This is a genomic window from Lentisalinibacter sediminis (assembly GCF_040706615.1).
GTDB lineage: Bacteria > Pseudomonadota > Gammaproteobacteria > Steroidobacterales > Woeseiaceae > Lentisalinibacter > Lentisalinibacter sediminis.
This window is the reverse complement of the sequence record NZ_JAPDRF010000005.1, coordinates 485,286-504,143: the sequence shown is the minus strand read 5'-3', so window position 1 is coordinate 504,143 and position 18,858 is coordinate 485,286. Positions and strand designations below refer to the sequence as shown.

Annotated in this window: 12 protein-coding genes and 1 tRNA gene; 5 read left to right on the top strand and 8 right to left on the bottom strand. The window is 66.2% G+C overall.

Translation table 11 applies throughout. The annotated features are described in order from the left end of the window. Positions 1-3: 3 nt before the first annotated feature. Positions 4-423 carry a type II secretion system protein gene (locus ACJMKX_RS12780; RefSeq protein WP_405225923.1) on the bottom strand — a complete coding sequence of 140 codons (420 nt, stop codon included), beginning with the start codon at positions 421-423 and terminating at the stop codon, positions 4-6. Positions 424-964: 541 nt separating this feature from the next. On the opposite strand from ACJMKX_RS12780, the gene ACJMKX_RS12775 reads away from it, so the two are divergent. After that, positions 965-3,226 (top strand): S9 family peptidase, encoded by a 2,262-nt coding sequence (locus tag ACJMKX_RS12775; RefSeq protein ID WP_405225920.1) that lies wholly within the window; start codon positions 965-967, stop codon positions 3,224-3,226. Here ACJMKX_RS12775 and ACJMKX_RS12770 read toward each other — a convergent pair whose 3' ends face one another. Then, positions 3,227-4,186 carry a fumarylacetoacetate hydrolase family protein gene (locus tag ACJMKX_RS12770; RefSeq protein ID WP_405226651.1) on the bottom strand — a complete coding sequence of 320 codons (960 nt, stop codon included), beginning with the start codon at positions 4,184-4,186 and terminating at the stop codon, positions 3,227-3,229. 99 nt (positions 4,187-4,285) lie between these two features. On the opposite strand from ACJMKX_RS12770, the gene ACJMKX_RS12765 reads away from it, so the two are divergent. The 3 genes from ACJMKX_RS12765 to ACJMKX_RS12755 all read left to right on the top strand — a co-directional run bounded on the left by ACJMKX_RS12765 (position 4,286) and on the right by ACJMKX_RS12755 (position 7,262). After that, positions 4,286-5,782, top strand: a complete 1,497-nt coding sequence (locus ACJMKX_RS12765; RefSeq protein WP_405225917.1) for a TrkH family potassium uptake protein — start codon at positions 4,286-4,288, stop codon at positions 5,780-5,782. After that, positions 5,779-6,423, top strand: coding sequence for a potassium channel family protein (locus ACJMKX_RS12760; RefSeq protein WP_405225914.1), 645 nt, complete (start codon positions 5,779-5,781; stop codon positions 6,421-6,423). The genes ACJMKX_RS12765 and ACJMKX_RS12760 overlap by 4 nt, the downstream gene beginning before the upstream one ends. Positions 6,424-6,587: 164 nt before the next feature. Continuing rightward, positions 6,588-7,262, top strand: coding sequence for a YbaY family lipoprotein (locus ACJMKX_RS12755; protein WP_405225911.1), 675 nt, complete (start codon positions 6,588-6,590; stop codon positions 7,260-7,262). Between the two features lie 38 nt (positions 7,263-7,300). Here ACJMKX_RS12755 and cls read toward each other — a convergent pair whose 3' ends face one another. The 4 genes from cls to ACJMKX_RS12735 all read right to left on the bottom strand — a co-directional run bounded on the left by cls (position 7,301) and on the right by ACJMKX_RS12735 (position 13,716). Beyond that, positions 7,301-8,713: a cardiolipin synthase gene (gene cls / locus ACJMKX_RS12750; RefSeq protein ID WP_405225908.1), complete on the bottom strand. Its 1,413-nt coding sequence runs from the start codon at positions 8,711-8,713 to the stop codon at positions 7,301-7,303. A gap of 233 nt (positions 8,714-8,946) precedes the next feature. Further along, on the bottom strand, positions 8,947-10,581 hold the full coding sequence (ltrA, locus tag ACJMKX_RS12745; RefSeq protein WP_405225905.1) for a group II intron reverse transcriptase/maturase: 1,635 nt from the start codon (positions 10,579-10,581) through the stop codon (positions 8,947-8,949). Positions 10,582-10,600: 19 nt separating this feature from the next. After that, a tRNA-Gly gene (locus tag ACJMKX_RS12740) sits at positions 10,601-10,674 on the bottom strand. Positions 10,675-11,652: 978 nt separating this feature from the next. Beyond that, the gene (locus ACJMKX_RS12735) at positions 11,653-13,716 is read right to left on the bottom strand and encodes a S46 family peptidase (protein ID WP_405225902.1); all 2,064 of its coding nucleotides are present in this window, start codon (positions 13,714-13,716) and stop codon (positions 11,653-11,655) included. Positions 13,717-13,940: 224 nt separating this feature from the next. Between ACJMKX_RS12735 and ACJMKX_RS12730 the strand changes: the two genes are divergently transcribed. After that, positions 13,941-14,573: a hypothetical protein gene (locus ACJMKX_RS12730; RefSeq protein ID WP_405225899.1), complete on the top strand. Its 633-nt coding sequence runs from the start codon at positions 13,941-13,943 to the stop codon at positions 14,571-14,573. Between the two features lie 51 nt (positions 14,574-14,624). On the opposite strand, the gene ACJMKX_RS12725 is transcribed toward ACJMKX_RS12730, so the two are convergent. Both ACJMKX_RS12725 and ACJMKX_RS12720 read right to left on the bottom strand, forming a co-directional pair. Next, positions 14,625-17,678, bottom strand: coding sequence for an efflux RND transporter permease subunit (locus tag ACJMKX_RS12725; RefSeq protein ID WP_405225896.1), 3,054 nt, complete (start codon positions 17,676-17,678; stop codon positions 14,625-14,627). A 16-nt stretch (positions 17,679-17,694) separates the two neighbouring features. Further along, positions 17,695-18,771, bottom strand: coding sequence for an efflux RND transporter periplasmic adaptor subunit (locus ACJMKX_RS12720; protein ID WP_405225893.1), 1,077 nt, complete (start codon positions 18,769-18,771; stop codon positions 17,695-17,697). Positions 18,772-18,858 lie beyond the last annotated feature (87 nt).

The following is an 18,858-nucleotide window of genomic DNA, read 5'->3' as shown; positions in this document are numbered from 1 at the left end:
CCGTCAGCACCCCGCCGTGTAGGCGTTGACCGTGGCCGGCACGCCCTCCGCCGTCGGGGGCAGATAGACCACACCGCAGTCCAGCGCCGAGCGTGCGCCTTCGTGCACCCAGACGCCGTTGTTCTGCCGGAAGCCGCCGGCTCCGATCACGGCATGGGCGATCGCCTGCTCGACCGGATAACCATGCACGAAGCGCAGTTCCTCTCCCTGGAAGGTCAGCGTCTCGGGACGGCCCGCGGCCGACCACACCCGGTGCGTGATTTCGGCCGAACTCCGCACGCCGTCGGCGAGCGAGACTACGGCCTGCTCCCGGGCCTCGCGGTCCAGGAGCGAGAAGCGCGGTACGGCCACCGCGGCGAGCATCGCGATGATCGCGACCACGATCAGCAATTCCAGTGCGGTCAGACCTTTCTGGGAACCCATATCCCCGTCTCCTCGATGCGGGCCGCGGCCCGGCTGAACATAACGACAGAGATTGGCCTGATGCCCGGGGCGTGTCTGTGACGCCGTTCAAGAATCAAGGTAGGAGGGCCTTCAGGCCCGATGCGGCCCTGCCAGACACCCCTTTCTATTGTGGCCGTCATGCGGGGGTATCCATCTTGCTCCCGACAAAAGGTCGCGGCGATGGATACCCCCGCATAACGGCCGTGCTCGCAGTGGCGTGAAGGAAGTGCCAATCAGGAGCGCTTTCTGACTGGTGCCAATCCTCTCGGCGGCGGGCCCGTCAGCGGCTGGACCGGGCTGCGGGGGTCGTCCGGACCGACTGGAGCCAGGACGGCGGGAAGGAGGTCTGGCCGAAGCGAAGGAGGACAGGACGTCCGACTGAGCGTCCCCCGTAGCCCGGTCCAGCCGATGGCTGGTCAACGCCAAGAGAAGGGAGGATCGGGCCTGAAGGCCCTCCTACATGTCCGTTCGGGTATTCGGGTAGAATCTCCCGCCCCGTGAACCGCGAGCTCGCCAACCCATGGTCCGCCCGAATTCCGCCCTGTTTGCCTTCCTGTTCGCCATGCTGGCAGCCGGCTGCGGCAATGACACGCATGAGACCGATGCCCGCCACGACAACGAGGAACCCCGGAGCGCCATGACTTCCACCCGACCCGTTTTCCGCATCAGCCCCGACAGCCCGCCGCCGGCCGCCGAGAAGCGTCCGGCAACCATCGAGCAGCACGGCGTCACCCGCACCGACGCCTACGCCTGGCTACGGGACGCGAACTGGCAGGAGGTGCTGCGCGATCCCTCGAAGCTGAGCGCCGATATCCGCAGCCACCTGGAGGCGGAGAACCGCCACTACGAGGACGCCACGGCGGATCTGGCCGGGTTGCGTGAGACCCTCGTGGCGGAGATGCGCGGCCGCATCAGGGAGGACGACAGCTCCGTGCCGCTAGCCGACGGCCCCTGGGCGTATTCCGTGCGTTTCCGCGACGGCGGCCAGTACCCGGTGTTCGTGCGCACGCCACGGGACGGCGGCGAGGAGACCCTGCTCTACGACGGCGACCGGGAAGGCGAGGGTGAGGACTTCTTCGACATCGGCAGCGTCGAGCACAGCCCGGATCACCGGTGGATCGCCTACAGCACGGACCGCACCGGTTCAGAGTACTACGACATCCGCGTGCGCAACATCGACACCGGCGAGGAATTCGACGAGACCATCACCTCGACCGATGGCGGCGCGGTGTGGGCGGCGGATTCGGACTCGTTCTACTACATCGAGCGGGACGACCACCAGCGCCCGAAGCGGGTGAAGCACCACATTCTCGGCACCGACCCGGCCGAAGACAGGCTGGTCTACGAGGAGCCGGACGACAGTTTCTTCCTCGACGTCTCGAAGAGCCTGAGCGGCGAGTACATCTTCATCACCTCGTCGAAGGTGACCTCCAGCGAGGCGAGATTTCTGCCTGCCGATGCGCCGCCGGGCGCAGAGCCCGTGCTGATCGCGCCCCGCCGCGACGACGAGATCTACGACCCGGAACATCACGGCGACCATTTCTATCTGCACACCAACGCCGGCGGCGCGGTGGACTTCAAGATCGTCCGCACGCCCGTGGCCGACCCGGGCCGCGACAACTGGGAGGACTGGCTGCCCCATCGACCCGGCACCTACCTGGTGGACTTCGTCGCCTTCGCCGATCGGCTGGTGCGCCTGGAACGGGAGAACGCGCTGCCTCGCATCGTTGTCACCGACTACGAAGGCGACGTGAGCTATCCCGTCGACTTCGACGAGGCGGCCTATTCCCTCGGCCTCGAAGAAGGCTACGAGTTCGACGCGAGGACGGTGCGCTTCAGTTACGAATCCCCCGCCACCCCGGAACAGGTCTGGGACTTCGACATGTTCACCCGGGAGCGTACGCTCAGGAAAACCCAGGAGGTGCCGAGCGGCCATCGCCCGGAACTCTATGCAGTGGAGCGCATCTTCATCGAGGCGAGGGACGGCGCGGAGGTCCCCGTCACCATCCTCCGCCTGGCGAACACGCCCACCGACGGCAGTGCGCCGCTGGTGCTGTACGGCTACGGCAGCTACGGCCTGACCATGCCGGCAAACTTCTCTACCAGCACGCTCTCGCTGGTGGACCGCGGGATCGTCTATGCCATCGCCCACATCCGGGGCGGCGCGGCCAAGGGCCGCCAGTGGTACCTGGACGGCAAGCTCGGCAAGAAGATGAATACGTTCACGGATTTTGTCGACGTCGCCGAAGCGCTGCAGGAGCGCGGCTACGGCCGCAGGAACGAGACGGTGATCTACGGCGGCTCCGCCGGTGGCCTGCTGGTGGGCGCCGCGCTGAATCTGCGGCCGGACCTGTTCGGCGGCGTACTGGCCGCGGTGCCCTTCGTGGACGTGCTGAACACCATCTCGGACGGAACGCTGCCCCTGACACCGCCGGAGTGGTCGGAGTGGGGCAACCCGATCGCCGACCGGGAGGCGTACGAGACCATCGCCGCCTACTCGCCCTACGACAACATCCGCGACGACGTCGCGTATCCGCCCGTGCTGGCCACGGGCGGCATCGCCGATTATCGTGTCACCTACTGGGAGCCGGCCAAGTGGGTGGCGCAGCTGCGGGACGAGGCGAAGGGCGGGCCGTTCTTCCTGCGCACGAACATGGAAGCCGGCCACCGGGGCTCCGCCGCCCGCTTCGAGAAGCTGGAGGAACGGGCCCACGAGTATGCCTTTGCGCTGAAACTGCTGGGGCTGACCGAGCGCGCGCCGGTGAGCCACGCCGGGGGCTGATCAGCCGCCCCGGCCGCCCACCCGGTTCGCCAGCGTCCCGATGCCCTCGATGGCGAGTTCGATCTCGTCGCCGGCGGCAAGCCAGCGGCCGTTCTCCATAGCGCAGCCGCCAGGCATGGTGCCGAGGCCGAATACCTCGCCCGGGTGCAGCCGCTCCGCACGGGAGACGTGCATCAGGATATCGACGACGCCGTGCTGCAGATCGGAGTTGCGGCTCTCGACGATGCGCTCGCCGTTGATCCGGACCTCGCCTTTCACGGTGTCGATGCGAGGCAGGATGTCGTCCGCCGTGGCGACACTCGCCGACAGTGCATTCACGAAGTGCTTGCACTTCTGCGGGCCGAAGCCGCTCTTCATCTCGTCGAGCTGCAGGTCCCTGGCGCTGAAGTCATTCAGGATCAGGAAGCCGCCGATGGCCGCCTCCGCCTCTTCCCGCGTCGCGTTCAGCAGCGGTTTCGTGATGACGAAGGCCAGTTCCAGCTCGTAGTCCAGCGCGTCGGTGTAGTCCGGCCAGTCGATGGTGGCGCCGTCGGTGACCACGTTCAGGTGATTGGTCAGGTAGTAGACCGGCTGGCGGTACCAGAGCGGCTTCGGCTTCAGCGCCGGGAAGGTCCTGCCGGTGAGCTTCTCGTAGCCGTTCACCACCTTCAGCAGTCCCGGCCTGAAGCGCCGCAGATAGCCACGCGCCGCCTCCACCGCGTGGGTCTCGGACAGCATGAAGTCCCGCAGCGAGGCCGGACGGAACGGCAGCAGCGGCTCGGCGCTCGCCGGCAGCGCCTGCCATTCGCCGCTGGCCAGCGCCTCCTCCGCGCGCACCTTCAGCTGCGGCCAGCGGTCGAGCAGGGCGAGCATGTCGCCCGGCGCGTCGGGCGCGAGGTCGCCGACCGGCACCCAGGCGCCGTCTTCGGCAGCCGCGGCCATGACAGTGGTGCCCTCGATACGGAAGCGCGCGAATCGCATACCCACGGATTATCCCGGCTGCAACGGCAAACACAAAACCCGGCGGCGGCCGGGTAGTTTCCCTGATTCCCGGGTTGTGCAGCCCGTGCCAGAGTCGGGGTGCAGAGAACAGGCTCGCCGGACACCATGGCACACCGGAACAGGCTGAGGACGCTCCAGCACGCGGTCCGGCCGCGGGTGCTGGTGCGTTATGGCGGCCTGCTCGGGGTCACCATCGCCCTGCTCACCACGATCCCGGCCGCAGCGGCCCTCGCCGGAGCGGAGCACCGCACCGCCGCCACCCTCGGCATCACGGCCCTTGCCCTCGGCGCCGCCGGATTCCTCTGCCACCGCATCCGGGCGCCCGCCGAGATCCAGCCGAACGAGGCGCTGGTGCTGGTGGCCGGTGCGTTCATCCTGACCCCGGCCGTGATGGTCTGGCCGTTCACCACCTTCGGCCTGACGCCCGCGGATGCCTGGTTCGAGGCTGTATCGGCAGTGACGACCACGGGCCTCTCCGTCGTCCCCGAGCCGGCCGGACAATCCCCGGTCCTGCTGCTGACCCGGTCCTGGATGCAGTGGTACGGCGGGCTCGGCTTCGCCGCGCTGTGCGTGGTGATGCTGGTACCGCGGGGCATCGCCGCGCGCCGGCTGCTGGAGCCGACCGGCGCACGTGAATCCGACATACCGTCCATGATCTGGCATGCCCGCCGCCTGCTGGTGCTCTATGCCCTCATGACCGTGGCGGCCTGGCTCGTCCTCTGGGCCGCGGAGGGCCGCCCGTACACCGCACTGGTGCACGTGCTGTCCGGCGTATCGACCGGCGGATTCTCTTCCCTGGACGGGAGCCTGGCCGGCCTCGACGGCCGCTGGTCGGCCTGGGTGCTGAGCCTGATCACCCTGCTCGCCGCCGTCAGCCTGCCGCTGTACCTGCGCGCCGCCCGTGGCGAATGGCGCGGCGTGCTCGCGGATGCCGAACTCCGCGCGCTGGTGCTGGCGGCGCTCGCGGTCGGTGTGGCGCTGAGCCTGATCCTCGCTGCGAGCGGGCTGGATGCCGGCACTGCGGCGAGGCAGGGCTTCCTGCTGGGCGTCTCGGCGCAGACCACCTCCGGTTTCACGCCGATGGACCCGGCCACGCTGCCGGATGCGGCCAAGTGGACCTCGATAATCAGCATGGCTCTGGGCGGCAGCGTGGGTTCCACCGCCGGCGGCATCAAGCTGCTGCGAATACTGGTGGTGCTGCGGGTGATCCAGCTGCTGATCCAGCGCATGGCGCTGCCGCCCCACGCCGTTGTGGAACCTCGCCTGGGCGGCCGGCGGCTGGCGCCCAGCGAGGTGCTGCACATCCTGGCGGTGCCGACGATGTTCCTGATCGTGGTGGTCGCCTCGGTCGTACCGTTCCTGCTGTACGGCCACGCGCCGCTGGACGCCCTGTTCGAGGTGGTCTCCGCCACGGGCACGGTGGGTCTCAGCACCGGCATCACTTCCAGCGGCCTGCCCGGCCTGCTGAAGGCGGTGCTCGCCTTCGACATGCTGGCCGGGCGCCTGGAGTTCATAGCCATCCTGGTGGTGCTCGCCCCGCACACCTGGATAGGCAGGAGGTACGCGACACAATGAGAGCCGTATTCGTAGGAGCGAGCCCGGCGACGCTGGCCGCAGTCCGGGTATTGCTCGACCGCGACCACGAGGTGGTGATCGTCGAAAAGGACAGGGAGGTGATCGAGTCGCTCGATGAGCTCGACTGCGGCGTGCTGCACGGCGACGGCAGCCGCCCGGCCATCCTGAAGGAAGCCGACCCGGAGAACACCGACTTCCTGTTCTGCCTGACCACCAACGACCAGACCAACATCATCGCGAGCCTCGTCGGCCGCTCCCTGGGGTTCAGTCGGGTCGTCACGCGTATCGAGAACGAGGAATTCGAGCACGTTTGCCTCGAACTCGGGCTGGTGGACACCATCGTGCCGGAAGTCACCGTGGCCCGGCACCTCGCGGACATGATGGAGGGGCGGAACCCGCTGGAGCTGTCGGCGGCGCTGGGTTCGGACGCCCGGCTCGTCTCCTTCGTCCTGGGGGAGGATCACGAGGGACGCATCCAGGACATCGACATGCCGGGCGACAGCCGCATCGTCTGCCTGTACCGGGATGAAGCGCTCATCTTCGCGGAGCCCGACTTCGCACTGGAGAAGGGCGACAAGATTGTGGCGCTCGCACGGACGGAGGACGCCGATACGCTCAGCGAGAAGTGGTCGAAGGGCTGACGCATGCACTTCGCCGACAGCGGGATGGTGCATAATCGGTCAACCGCAACACATGCCGATCGACGAGGGGGCGGACCGTGACCGGAAAGCACTGGCTGACGATGACCATCGCGGTGTGCCTGCTCGCCGCGGGATGCGGGGAAGGCCCGAGCGGAGGAGACACCATGAGCACCCTACGCGGAGAGGTCTTCTACCTCGAGCGCATCGCCCTGCCGCCCGGGGCGAAGGTCACCGTGGAGTTGCAGGACGTCTCCCGGGCCGATGCACCGGCCATGGTGCTGGCGTCGACCCGCTTCGCGGCCGAGGGCGTACCGCCGTATCCCTTCGAGCTGACCTACGACCCGGCCGATATCGACGGACGGATGAACTACGCCCTCCGCGCGACCATTACCCGGGGCGACGAGCTCCTGTTCGCGACGAATAGCCGCCATCCCGCGTTCGCCACCGAGGAGCACGCACTGCGGGTGCGCAAGGTGGAGGCGTCCGCGGACACCGGCGAGGCCTCTCCCGCCCTGACGGGCAGGGACTGGATGCTGATGCGCCTCGAAGGCGAGGAGGTAGCGCCACTCTCGGATGGCAGGCGGCCCAGTCTCCAGTTCGAGGCCGACCGGGTCCACGGCTTCGCGGGCTGCAATCGACTGACCGGTGGGTACCGCACCGACGGCGCGGCGCTCGACTTTGCGCAGCTGGCGATGACACGCATGGCCTGTGCGGAAGGCATGGACCTCGAACAGCGCTTCAGCGCCGCGCTGGAGAGGGTGACGGGCTACGCGATCGAGGGAGGACGGCTCCTGCTGCTGGATACCGAGGGAGACACGCTCGCCGAACTCGAGGGCTAGAGGTCCGGGCAGGCTGTACGCGCGTGGTCGTCCGGTCGTCAGAGCACCGGCGCGGCGAGACGCGAGAGCGCGACGCCGAGGCGCCAGTACAGCGGTTTCTCGTCGATGCTCGCCGGATCGATCATCACCGAGTTCGCGAAATCCCGTTCGAACATCTGCGCCATCTCTGCCGCGAACTCCGGCTCGGCGACGGCCGCCGTGACCTCGAAATTGAGCCGGAACGAGCGATTGTCGAAATTGGCAGTGCCGACGGTGGCGAAGTCATCGTCGACCAGCATGACTTTCTGGTGGAGGAACCCCGGCGAATAGGCGTAGAACCGGATGCCCGTGTCCCGCAGCTGTCTGATGTAGTGGAACGCGGCGAGATGGACGGGCAGACTGTCGGGCTTCTCCGTGGTGATGATGCGCACGTCGACGCCTCGCAGCGCCGCGAGATACAGCGCCTTCATGACGGCCTCGTCAGGGACGAAATACGGCGCGGAGATCCAGATGCGCTCGTGTGCCGAATGCAGCGCGGTGGTGAACATGAGTCCGGCCGCCTCGAGTCGCCGGCTCGGCGATGAAGGCAGGATCATTACGGGCGTATCGGCGTCTTCCGCCGGTGTCGGGCGCCAGTTGAGTGCCGGGATCTCGCGCGTGGCCCAGTACCAGTCTCCCAGTACGACCGCCTGCAGTTGAATAGCCGCCGGCCCGTCGATCCGGAGATGCGTGTCGCGCCACGGGCTGAAGTCGGGATCTTGGCCCAGGTACTCGTCGCCTACGTTGTGCCCGCCGACCCAGCTCGACTTGCCGTCCACGACGACGATCTTGCGGTGATTACGGAAATTGAGCTGGAATCGATTCCGCCATCCCCGGTTCGGACGGAAAGAAGAGACCTGCACGCCTGCCTCCTGCAGATCGGCGACGTACTCCGGCGGCAGGCCGTGGCTGCCGATCTCGTCGTACAGCACAAAGACACGAACCCCTGCCTGCGCCCGCTCGATCAGCGCGTCCCCGACCCGCCGGCCGAGTTCATCGTCGTGGATCATGTAGAACTGGAACAGCACGTAGTCCCGTGCGCCGGCGACCCCGGCCAGGATGCTGTCGAAGGTGGCCTGCCCGTCGATCAGCAGCTCCGTACGGTTGCCGCCGACGAGGTCGAATCCGGACAGCGCCTTCAGTGCATTGTAGACGCCGGGTCTGTCCGCTGACGGCCGAGCCCAGGGCTCGAGTTCCGCGCGGATCTCGCCTATCAAGTCATCGATCTCGTCCCGCCTCGCCTCGTAGGCATCGACGGCGCCCTGGAACTCGCTGCGCCCGAAAACCAGATAAGCGGGGACGGCCACGAACGGCATGGCGGCAAGGGAAACCGACCACGCAATGGCGCCCTCGGCCGTGCGTACCGTCAACGCGGCATGGCCGGCGCAGACGAAGCCGGCCACATAGAAAAACGTCGCTATCAGGGCCAGCATACGTCTCCCGAAACGGCCTTTCTGCGCAGGGCTCACAGCGGAACGATTGGGGCGGTCGCCTCGGCGTCGGCGATGGAAACTGGAGCGGGTGAAGGGAATTGAACCCTCATTCTCAGTCGGGTAAGGGGATGGCCTCGCGGCCATCCCCTCCCCTAAGAACCGTACGTGAGAGTTTCCCCTCATACGGCTCAAGCAGCCTGAAAGACACGCACTCTCGCAACGTGTCCGGCAGCTTAGACCTTGACATCAGCAGCATGGAGCTGCCGATGACAGATCGGGTGCAACAGTTCCAGATTTGACGTCTTGTTCGAACCACCGCGGCATCGGAAAACCGTGTGATGGATATGCCATCCGGTCTTCCGGGTAATGCCGTGATTACATCGAGTGCAACGCCCTTTCTGTTTCTGCCAGAGCCAGAACAACCGCCTTTTTCCGTGTTTGGTCTGCATGATGGAGCGTTTTTCGCGCTCCTCGAAGTAGACCTCCCAAGCGGGATCGAACGGATTTGCATCTGACTTGATCTTCGTGTGCCGGACGATCTTGAACATCGTAAGACGCACGAGCACCTTGTCGCTGGTCGCGAAGATCCAATCGCGGCCGTTGATGGACCTGAAGTAACGCTTCTTGATCCATTTCCGACCTTTATTGGGGTGTCTTCGCTTGGCCCAGCGCCACAACGCGAGGGTGATCCGGTGATCCATCTTAGTGAACGTTCTCGTCGCCATCTGGGAGCGGTGATAGCAGGCCCATCCCCGGATTACCGGGTTCAGCGCAGCAATCACCACGTCCTGTCGTGCGGTTCGAAGCTCCCAGAGTATGGAGCGAATCTTCGCGTAGAACGCTTTTTGATTTTTCTTCGACGGGGAAATGACAAGCATCTTCGAAAAGCGCCTGACATTCCAGCCGAGAAAATCAAACCCGTCTTCGATATGAGTGATCTTGGTCTTTTCCTTTGACAGCGTGAGTCCACGCTGCTCCAGAAAGGCCTCGACCATTGGTTTCACTTCGCCTTCCAGAAGTTCCTTTGAACTACCAGTGACGATGAAGTCATCTGCATACCGAACGAGGTGTACCTTGGCTTGTCGACTCTTGAATTGCTCGGAGAGCAATCGGCCGAGCCCATCCAGCGCAAGATTGGCCAGCACAGGAGATATGATGCCCCCTTGTGGAGTGCCTGCCTCTGTCGGGTAGAGCCGGTGGTTTTCCACGAAGCCGGATTTCAACCATTTCCGCAATACCGTCCTATCCATCGGGATATTCCGGCAAAGCCAGTCATGATCGATGTTATCGAAGCAACCTTTGATATCCGCCTCCAAGACCCACTTGGCGGAGTGCCCGCGACCCAGCACATTCGCGCACTGGACGATGGCATCCGCGGTGGATCGGTACGGTCTGAAACCATAGGAGTGGATATCGCCAAGGGTTTCCGCAACGGGTTCCAGCGCCAGCAGGTGTAAAGCCTGCATGGCTCTGTCGCTCATTGTTGGAATTCCCAATGGCCGATTGCCACCGTTCGACTTCGGGATGTGGATGCGACGCAGGGGCTTGGGTCGGTACGTCTTGGCGCCAAGCGCCTCAACGGCCTTCCACTTTTCTACCGGAGTAGACCAGCTTGCCCCATCGATCCCCGGAGTCTTCCGACCCCGGTTTTCGGTCACTCGTCGTACAGCCATACAGCGGCCGCTAGTCGAGCGGACAAGTAACCGTTGCAGGCGTTTGAGCTTGCGCCAGTTACCGTCGTTCGCTGCCTTTGCTATGCGAGTCTGCAACCTGCCAACCGTCCGTTGGGTCTGGGACCACGAAATGTGGTTCCAATCCTGCCAGTCGGCGGAGGCGACATCGCACAAAGGCTTCTTTGCAGCGTCCATATCTACCTCCGAGGTGATATGGAGCGGGTGAAGGGAATCGAACCCTCGTCGTCAGGTTGGGAACCTGAAGCTCTACCATTGAGCTACACCCGCCCATTACCCCAAAGAGAATGGACGCACGTGACCCCGCAGGGACGTGAAAATCCATCCCTTTGGGAAGGTGGGTACAGACCTATCTAGCAATAGGCCACCTGGCGGACGTCAGCGCCCTTTCAGGCCGGGGCGATCGTTCCATCCCCTATCCGAGCCATTACAGCCACGGCATTCGCTTCTTCCGCCTTCCTTTCCCCACTGCGACATCGGGAATCCTTACGGTTTCCTTAGTCCGTGTCAACGGACATCGCATTGGGGTTGCCACGTTCCATGCAAGTAACAGAGTTGGGAGGATCCCGCCTTTCCGCCGGTGGAAACTACTGCCAGCGTGCGTTGACCAAGCAACAACACAACCGTCCACATCCCTTTTGGGTAGGGCCAATAGGTTCAATTAAGCCCATTCAGCTTTACGACGTTTAACAGCGATTCGCTTACGCTGATCCTTCAACCCAGCCTAGCGCCACGACATGCTGAACCTGCACGCCGCACGCCGCCCCCTCGCGAGGACGAACGCCCCCGTAGGGAAGCTACATTGTCAGAGCGCTTGGCACACGACCGTTGCCAGTCATGCACCGCTCCTAGGCTACCGGTAGCTGGATACCGGGTCGGGCAGGCGAATTGCGACGCCATCCGACAATTACTTGCATAGCCTTCGTCGTGTCATGCGGGAAAAAAAGAGCCCGCATTTGGGGGTTCTTGCGCGCTGTGTTGCCACTTTGCGCAACCCCCGGGGGTAACGATCTCCGCAAAATATGACGGAGCCCGCCTGTCGGTCACAAGTTAAAACGCCTGTACCGACAATCTAATTTTCTCCAAGTTTATTAAGCGCTTGGAGGTGGCTAGCATTACCACTGACACAACTCGTGTCGCACGCTTGGGAAGCTGATGTTCTACCATTGAACTACACCCGCCGCGGGCAATGCGGCTAGTCTACTGCCCCCGCCCGACAATCCCAATAGCTTCGATCGCCCCGCCGGCTCACTCGACGACGGTCAGCTCCTCCAGCAGGTGCCCGGCGCCATACACCTTTTCCAGCGCCTCCAGCATGATGGCCGTATCGACGGCGACGGACCGGTTGAGGTCCGGATCGAACCAGAACTCACCCGCGATCGAGTGGATGTTGCCGTCGAACGCGACACCGACCAGAGCGCCGTCCGCCGCAATGACCGGGCTGCCCGAGTTGCCGCCGGTGGTATCCGCGGTGCTGACGAAATTGAACGGCGTCCCGGGATCCAGCGCCTCGCGCGCTTTCTGCCAGCTGTCCGGCACCAGGAACGGCCGCTCGCCGGTGGCCCGCTCGAACAGCCGGCGCGTCTTCGTGAGCGGGGCCACGTACTCGCCATTCTCCTCCCAGCCCTCGACCGCGCCGTAGCTCACCCGCAGCGTGAACGTGGCATCCGGGTAGATCCCGGTGCCGTAGATCCTGAATCGCGCATCCGCGATCATCTCCTGACCGCGTGTCAGCGGCGCTTCGACGCGCTGCTCGTAGGCTTCGCGAAGCTCCCGGGCGGCCGGCTCGATGGCGAGAGCGAGCCGGATCATCGGGTCGTCGCTGGCCCTGACGGCCTCGATGCCGCCCTCCCAGAGTTCGCGCCGGAACGCGGCCTCGTCAAGGCGCGTGTTTTCCACGAGGTATTCGGCCAGCGCATCCGGTGACTCGTTGGCGAGGATGGTCTTCACGTAGGAGCTGTCCGGCCCCAGCCATTCGCGCATCTTCTCCAGCGAGAACGTGAGGCGGAGCTCGTCGTAGGGCTTGCTGACGGGCCGCTCGGCCAGCAGCCGCTGCTCCACCTGGGGCAGCGCGGCATCAGTGTAGGCCCGGATCCGCTGCTCGTTCGGCTTCTCGCGCTCGACCGTGCCGCGGACGATGGTCTTCGCATAACCGAACAGGTCGCCCATCAGCCCGGCGGCGTTCTCGATGAACAGGTGTTGCTCGTAGATGTTGCGACGCGCCGCGACGGCGTCGGCGATGAGCTCCCACGCCTCGCCGTATTCCGCCTCGTACTCCGGATTCGCCGCCACCGCTTCCCGCAGCTTGCGCTCGCCGGCGGCCTTCTCGGCCATCATCTCGTCGTTCAGCAGGGCGAACAGCCGATTGCGCAGCACCTTGATGCCGTTCTCCACCAGCAGGATGTTCTGCTGCACGGCACGCTCGGCCTCCGGACTCGTGTGCTGCCAGGCGAGCATGCGGCCTCGGAGCTCCGAGTAACGCAGCAGCCAGATCGGGTAGACGACGTCGCGCAGCATCCTGAGCTCGGTGATGGTCAGCTGACGGGACGTGCTGCCCGGATGGCCGGTGACGAAGACCGGGTCACCGGCCTCGGGACCGCCGCGGCGCCACGTCAGGTAGTCCGGCGTCGATGCCGCCTCGCCATCTTCGTAAGCGCGCAGGAAGGACATGTCGAACGACCAGCGTGGGAAATTGAAGTTGTCGGGGTCGCCACCGAAGGCGGCGATATCGAGTTCGGGGGCGAAGACGAGCCGCACATCGTCATAGCGCCGATAGGCGTAGATGAAATACTGGCCGCCGTTGTAGAGGGTGACGGCCTCGCAGCGCAGCGCGCCCTCGGAAGCCGACTCGCAGGCGGATTCGAGCCGGGTGAGCATGGCCTTGCGCGTCTCGTTGGCCTCGGTCTCGGACAGACCCTCGATCGCCTCCGATACCTGTTCGGTGACTTCCTCGTAGTCGACGAGTACCGAGACCTGCTGGCCGGGGCATTGCAGTTCCTCGCCGCGTTCGGTGGCCAGGAAACCCTCGTCGGACAGGTTGCGCTCGTCGGTGCTGAGGTTGCGCACGCACCCCCAGATGCAGTGGTTGTTGGTCAGGATCAGCCCGTCCGGAGAGACGAACGAGCCGGTGCAGCCGTTCTCCAGCCGCGTCGTCGCGAGCTGCGCCCGCTCCAGCCAGGGGTCGTCGACGACGACACCGTACGTCTCCTCGACCTCGGCCGACGGAAAGTTGTCGAGCGTCCACATGCCCTCGTCGGCGAGGGCGGCGAAGGGCAACAGGAGAACACAGAATCCGAACTTGAACTGGCGCATGGTGGGATTTCCGCTGAAGAACCCGGTCATTCTAGATTCGGACACGGCGGAACGGAACCGGATCCGGCGGCGGGCCGGGACTGTTGTGCCGAGCCGGTGCACCATCGTGCTGCCGTATAATCGACCGGCAGTGCGGCCGGAATCCGTTCCGGGCAGACGCTCGAACAACGTGTAGCCACCCGATCGGGCGGGCACCCGTCGCCACCCCCGAATGCCGGTCACTCATGGACGAAGAACCACATCGCAAGGACTCCGCCGACGCCGGCACCGCGGTCTCCCTGCGGCCGGCCAACCCGGACGGCAAGAGCGCGAACGGCTTCCTGTTGGACTGGTACGCAAGCGCGCCCAGGGGCGTCGTCGCCAAGCCGCGGAATCAGGTGCTGGCGGAGTTGTTCACCTCGCTGCTGGTGCTGTCGGCGAAGTTCCGCTACAAGCCGGCGGTCGGCGTCACCAACTATCTGTACCTGGTGAAAGGCGAATGGGTGCTGAGCCTGATCGCCCCCGTCGAGTGGCCGGAGGATCGAGCCGAGGCCTTTGCCGGCACCTGCGTGCTGCAGGCCGACCGCACGTGGATCATCGCGCCGTCGCAGCAGCTGGCCGGGGACACGCCGGTGGCGCAGGCGGTGGCCCGCTTCTACGAGGCCTTCGCGGCAGCCCTCGATACCGACAGCGTGCTGGAGGACGTCCTGCCCTTCTATGCGGCTAACCTCGCCTACTACCAGAGGCTGAACGCCAACGCGCTCAGCCGCTCGATACGCGCCACCGTGACCCTCGGCGACCAGCGGGAAATCCCGGCGCGTGAGTGGCGGCTGGCCCTGCCGGAGAGCGGGCCGATTCGCCTGCTACGCCAGGACTAATACGCCAAGACTGATGTAGGAGGGCCTTCAGGCCCGACAAGCCGGCTACCGTCAGCCCGCGGACGGCTCCCGGATCCGGAACAGCACCGCATAGAGCAGCGGCACTACCACCAGCGTGAGCAGCGTCGCGAACGCCAGGCCGAACATGATGGTGACGGCCATACTCTTGAAGAAGGGATCCGCCAGCAGCGGCGCCACGCCGAGTATGGTCGTGAGCGCACCGAGGAACACCGGCCGGGCACGGGCGACGGCGGCATCGAGCACCGCCTGCTGCCCGGGTTTGCCGCCCGCGATCTCGGCGTCCGCCTGGTCCACCAGCACGATGGAGTTCTTGACCAGCATGCCGATGAGGCTCAGGAAGCCGAGGATGGCCATGAACTCGAACGGCGTCTGGAAGAGCAGCAGGCCGACGGTGACACCGATCAGCGCGAGCGGCGCCGTCAGCCAGATCACCAGCGGCTGGCGGAAGGCGTTGAACATGACCACCACGGCCAGGATCATGGCCGCGAAACCGAACGGCGCGGACGCGGCCAGGCCCGCATTGGCCTCCTGGGAGGCCTGGTATTCGCCGTGCCACTCCAGGGCGTAACCGGGCGGCAGCTCGATGGCCTCGACCTGCGGTCGCAGCCGTTCCAGCACCGGCGCCCAGAGCTTGCCGGGCAGCGGGTCGGCCTGGGCCTTGATGGTGGGGAACCGGTCCACCCGCCGGATTATCGCGTCCACCCACTGGATCTCGACGTCCCGCACCAGCTGACCCACCGGCAGATAACGCCCGGCGGCCGGGCTGTAGACCTGCACATTGTCCAGCTCGTCGGGGCCGGCACGCTCGGCGAGCGGCGCCCGTGAGACGATGGGAATGAGGTCGTCGCCCTCGCGGTAGACGCCCACGGTCTCGCCCGTATAGACCCGCTGCAGAGCGGCGCTGACCTCGCTGGTGCTCACGCCCGCACGGCGGGCCGCCACCTCGTCCACCAGCGGACGCAGGACGGGCACGCGCTGGCGCCAGTCGTCCTGCACCGCCATCGTCTCCGGATCCCCCGCCATGACGGCCTTCGCCTGGTCGGCGAGCCGTCTGAGGACGTCCGGGTCGGGGCCGCGGAACGCGGCCTCGATCTTCTTGCCGCCGCCGCGGCCGAGCATGAACTTCCAGACCTTGACGTCGGCATCCGGGTGGCGCGCCGTGAGTTCGGCCTGGAGTTCGCCGACCAGGCCCGGGATCACCGAATTGTCCTCGACGTCCACCAGCAGCTGGCCGTAGCTCGAGCTCGGGTCTTCGGGGCTGTAACTCAGCATGAAGCGCAGCCCGCCCTGGCCGATGAAGCTGGTGACGTTGCTGACGCCGGGCTTCGTGCGCACGTATTCGCCGGCCGCTTTCATCTCCGCGGCCGTGGCCTCGATGTCCGTCCCCTGGGGCAGGTACATGTCCACCACGAACTGGGGCCGCGCCGAATCGGGCATGAAGCCGGGGGGCACGTAGCCGAAGCCGATGATGGCGCCGGCCAGCAGCACGATCAGCGTGACACCGGAGGCAGCGCGGTGACGCAGCACCGTCGTGAGCACGCCGCGGTAGCGGCCGAGTATGCCGCCCTCGCCGCCATCGGCTTCCGGGTCCCTGGGCTTCACCCGCAGGAAACGCACGCACAGCAACGGCGTGATGGTCACCGCCAGCAGCCAGGAGAGCAGCATGGAATAGAGGATCACCCAGAACAGCGAGCCGGCGTATTCGCCCATGTCGCTGGGCGACAGGCCGATGGCGCTGAAGGCCAGGATGCCCACGGCGGTGCCACCGAGCAGCGGCCACTGGGTGGAGCGCACCACCGCGGAGGCCGCCTCGCGGGGGTCCTCGCGCCGCTGCAGCCGCACCAGTATCCCGTCGGTGACCACGATGGCGTTGTCCACCAGCATGCCCAGCGCGATGATCAGCGCGCCCAGCGAGATGCGCTGCATGGCGATGCCGTCCAGGTTCATCGCGATCAGCGTGCCCGCCACCGTGAGCAGCAGGACGGCGCCGACGATCAGCCCGCTGCGCAGCCCCATGAACACCACCAGCACGCCGATGACGATCACGAGTGCGGCGATCAGGTTGTTCACGAAACCGGCGACCGCCGCGCGCACCGAGTCGGACTGGTAGGAGATGACGTTGAGCTCCATGCCCACCGGCCTGAGCGACTCCAGCTCGGCCAGGCGCGCCTTCACGGCATCGCCCATCTGCACCACATTGCCGCCGGCGACGTTGGAGATACCGAGCCCGACGGCCGGCTGGCCGTCGAAGCGGACATAGGCGCTCGCCGGTTCGACGACGCCGCGCGTGACGCTGGCCACGTCGCCGAGCGTGATGATCTGCTCGCCGCTGGAAGAGCCCAGCGTGATGCTGCTGATCGCTTCCACCGAGTCCACCGGCGCCACCGGCGTGATGGCGATGCGCTGCTCGCCCGCCAGGGTATCGCCGGCAGGCATGACGACGTTCTGCGCCTGCAGCACGCGGTAGATATCCTGCAGCGGTATGCCCAGCTGCGTGGCCCTGGTGGAGGCGATCTCGACGAAGATGGCTTCCTTCGGCGCCCCCAGTGTCGCCACCCGTGCGACGCCCGGCACAAGTAGCAGCTCACGCTCGAGATCGTCCACGTAGTCGCGGATCTGCGTCAGCGAGTAGCCCTCGCCCGTGACGGCGAAGAACAGCGAGAACACGTCGCCGAAGTCGTCGTTGACGAAAGAGGGGCCTGCACGCGGCGGCAGGCGCGACTGGGCGTCGTTCACCTTGCGCCGCAGCTTGTCCCAGATCTGTTCGAGCTCGGCCCGGGTCTTGGAGAAAGCGAGCTTCATCTCGACCTTGACCAGGGAGTTGCCCATGCGCGAGACGGAGGTGACCTCCTCGACTTCCTGCAGCTGCTGCACCGCGCCCTCGATGACATCCGTCACCTCGTCGGCGACCTCGAGGGGAAGCGCGCCGGGATAGGCCGTCGAGATGACGGCCGTGCGGATGATGAACTCCGGGTCCTCATAGCGGGCGAGGCCGAGATAGGAGAGATAGCCGCCAATCAGCAGCAGCGCGCAGCCGACCCAGGCGATGGTGCTCTTGCGTAGCGTGTAGTCGGCGAGATCCACGGCGGAGTCCCGGCCCTCAGAGGGGCCGCACCAGCATGGCGTCGCGCAGGTGACTCGCGCCGGCCGTGACGATGCGCTCGCCGGATGCGAGGCCGGCCGTCACCACGGCCCCCTCGCCCGTGACCTCGCCGATCTCGATCACGCGCTGGCTCACGCGGGAGGTGTCGGGATCCACCACCCACACCCGGGAGTCGCCCTCGGGGCCGGCGAATATCGCTTTCATCGGCACCAGCAGCGCCTCCTCGCCCTCGCCGGCGGCCACCGACGGGAAGACCTCGGCCGCCATGCCCGGCAGGATGGTCACGCCCTGTGGCCGGGTCAGCGACAGCACCACCTCGTAGGTCTGGGTCTGGGGATCCGCCTCGGAAGAGAACGACTTCAGCGTCACCGGGAAGCGCTGTCCGGGTATGCCCTCGAATACGACCTCGCCGGCTACGCGCCGCGGCGCGCCCTGCACGATGCGCTCGGGCACGTGTATCACCACCTCGAGCTCGGCCAGGTCCTGCAGGCTGGCCACCGGCTCCTTGGCCTGCACCGCCTGGAAATTCTCCACGTAGCGGCGGGCGACGATGCCGTCGAAAGGCGCCGTGAGGCGGGTATCCTCGAACTCCTTGCGGGCGGCCGCATAACGGGAGCGCGCCACCTCCATGGCGGTGCGTTTCTGGTCGACTTCGGCCCGGGCGACGGCCTGGGTTTCCTGCCAGACCTTCTCCACGCGTTCGTAATCCGCGCGGGCCTTGTCGTACTCCGCCCGGGCCGCCGAGAGCTGGAGCTGGAACTGCTCGGCATCCAGCGCGGCGATCAGGGCGCCGGCCTTCAGCGTCTGACCCTCGGTAACCGGGAACTCCACGAGCTTGCCGGCCACGTCGAAGGCCAACTCGGCGCGCTTGACCGCGCGGACGCGGCCGGGGAAGCGCAGGCCGGAGCCGAGGTCCGTGGCGCCGACGGTGACGATCTGCGCGGGTCGGGCCACTTCCTCCGGTGTTGCCGGGGGCGGTTCGCCACAGCCGGCGAGGAGTGCAACCAGAACGGGCACGACTGCCGTCTTCCACAGGTCCGTCGTCCGCAGGGTGCCCCGCCCAATCTGAGCCATGCGCGTCACTCCACTGTTGTCCCGAGGCGGGGAATTGGTGCGTTTCTTCATTATTATTCGCCGGGAGGCGCGGCATCGCCGCATCGG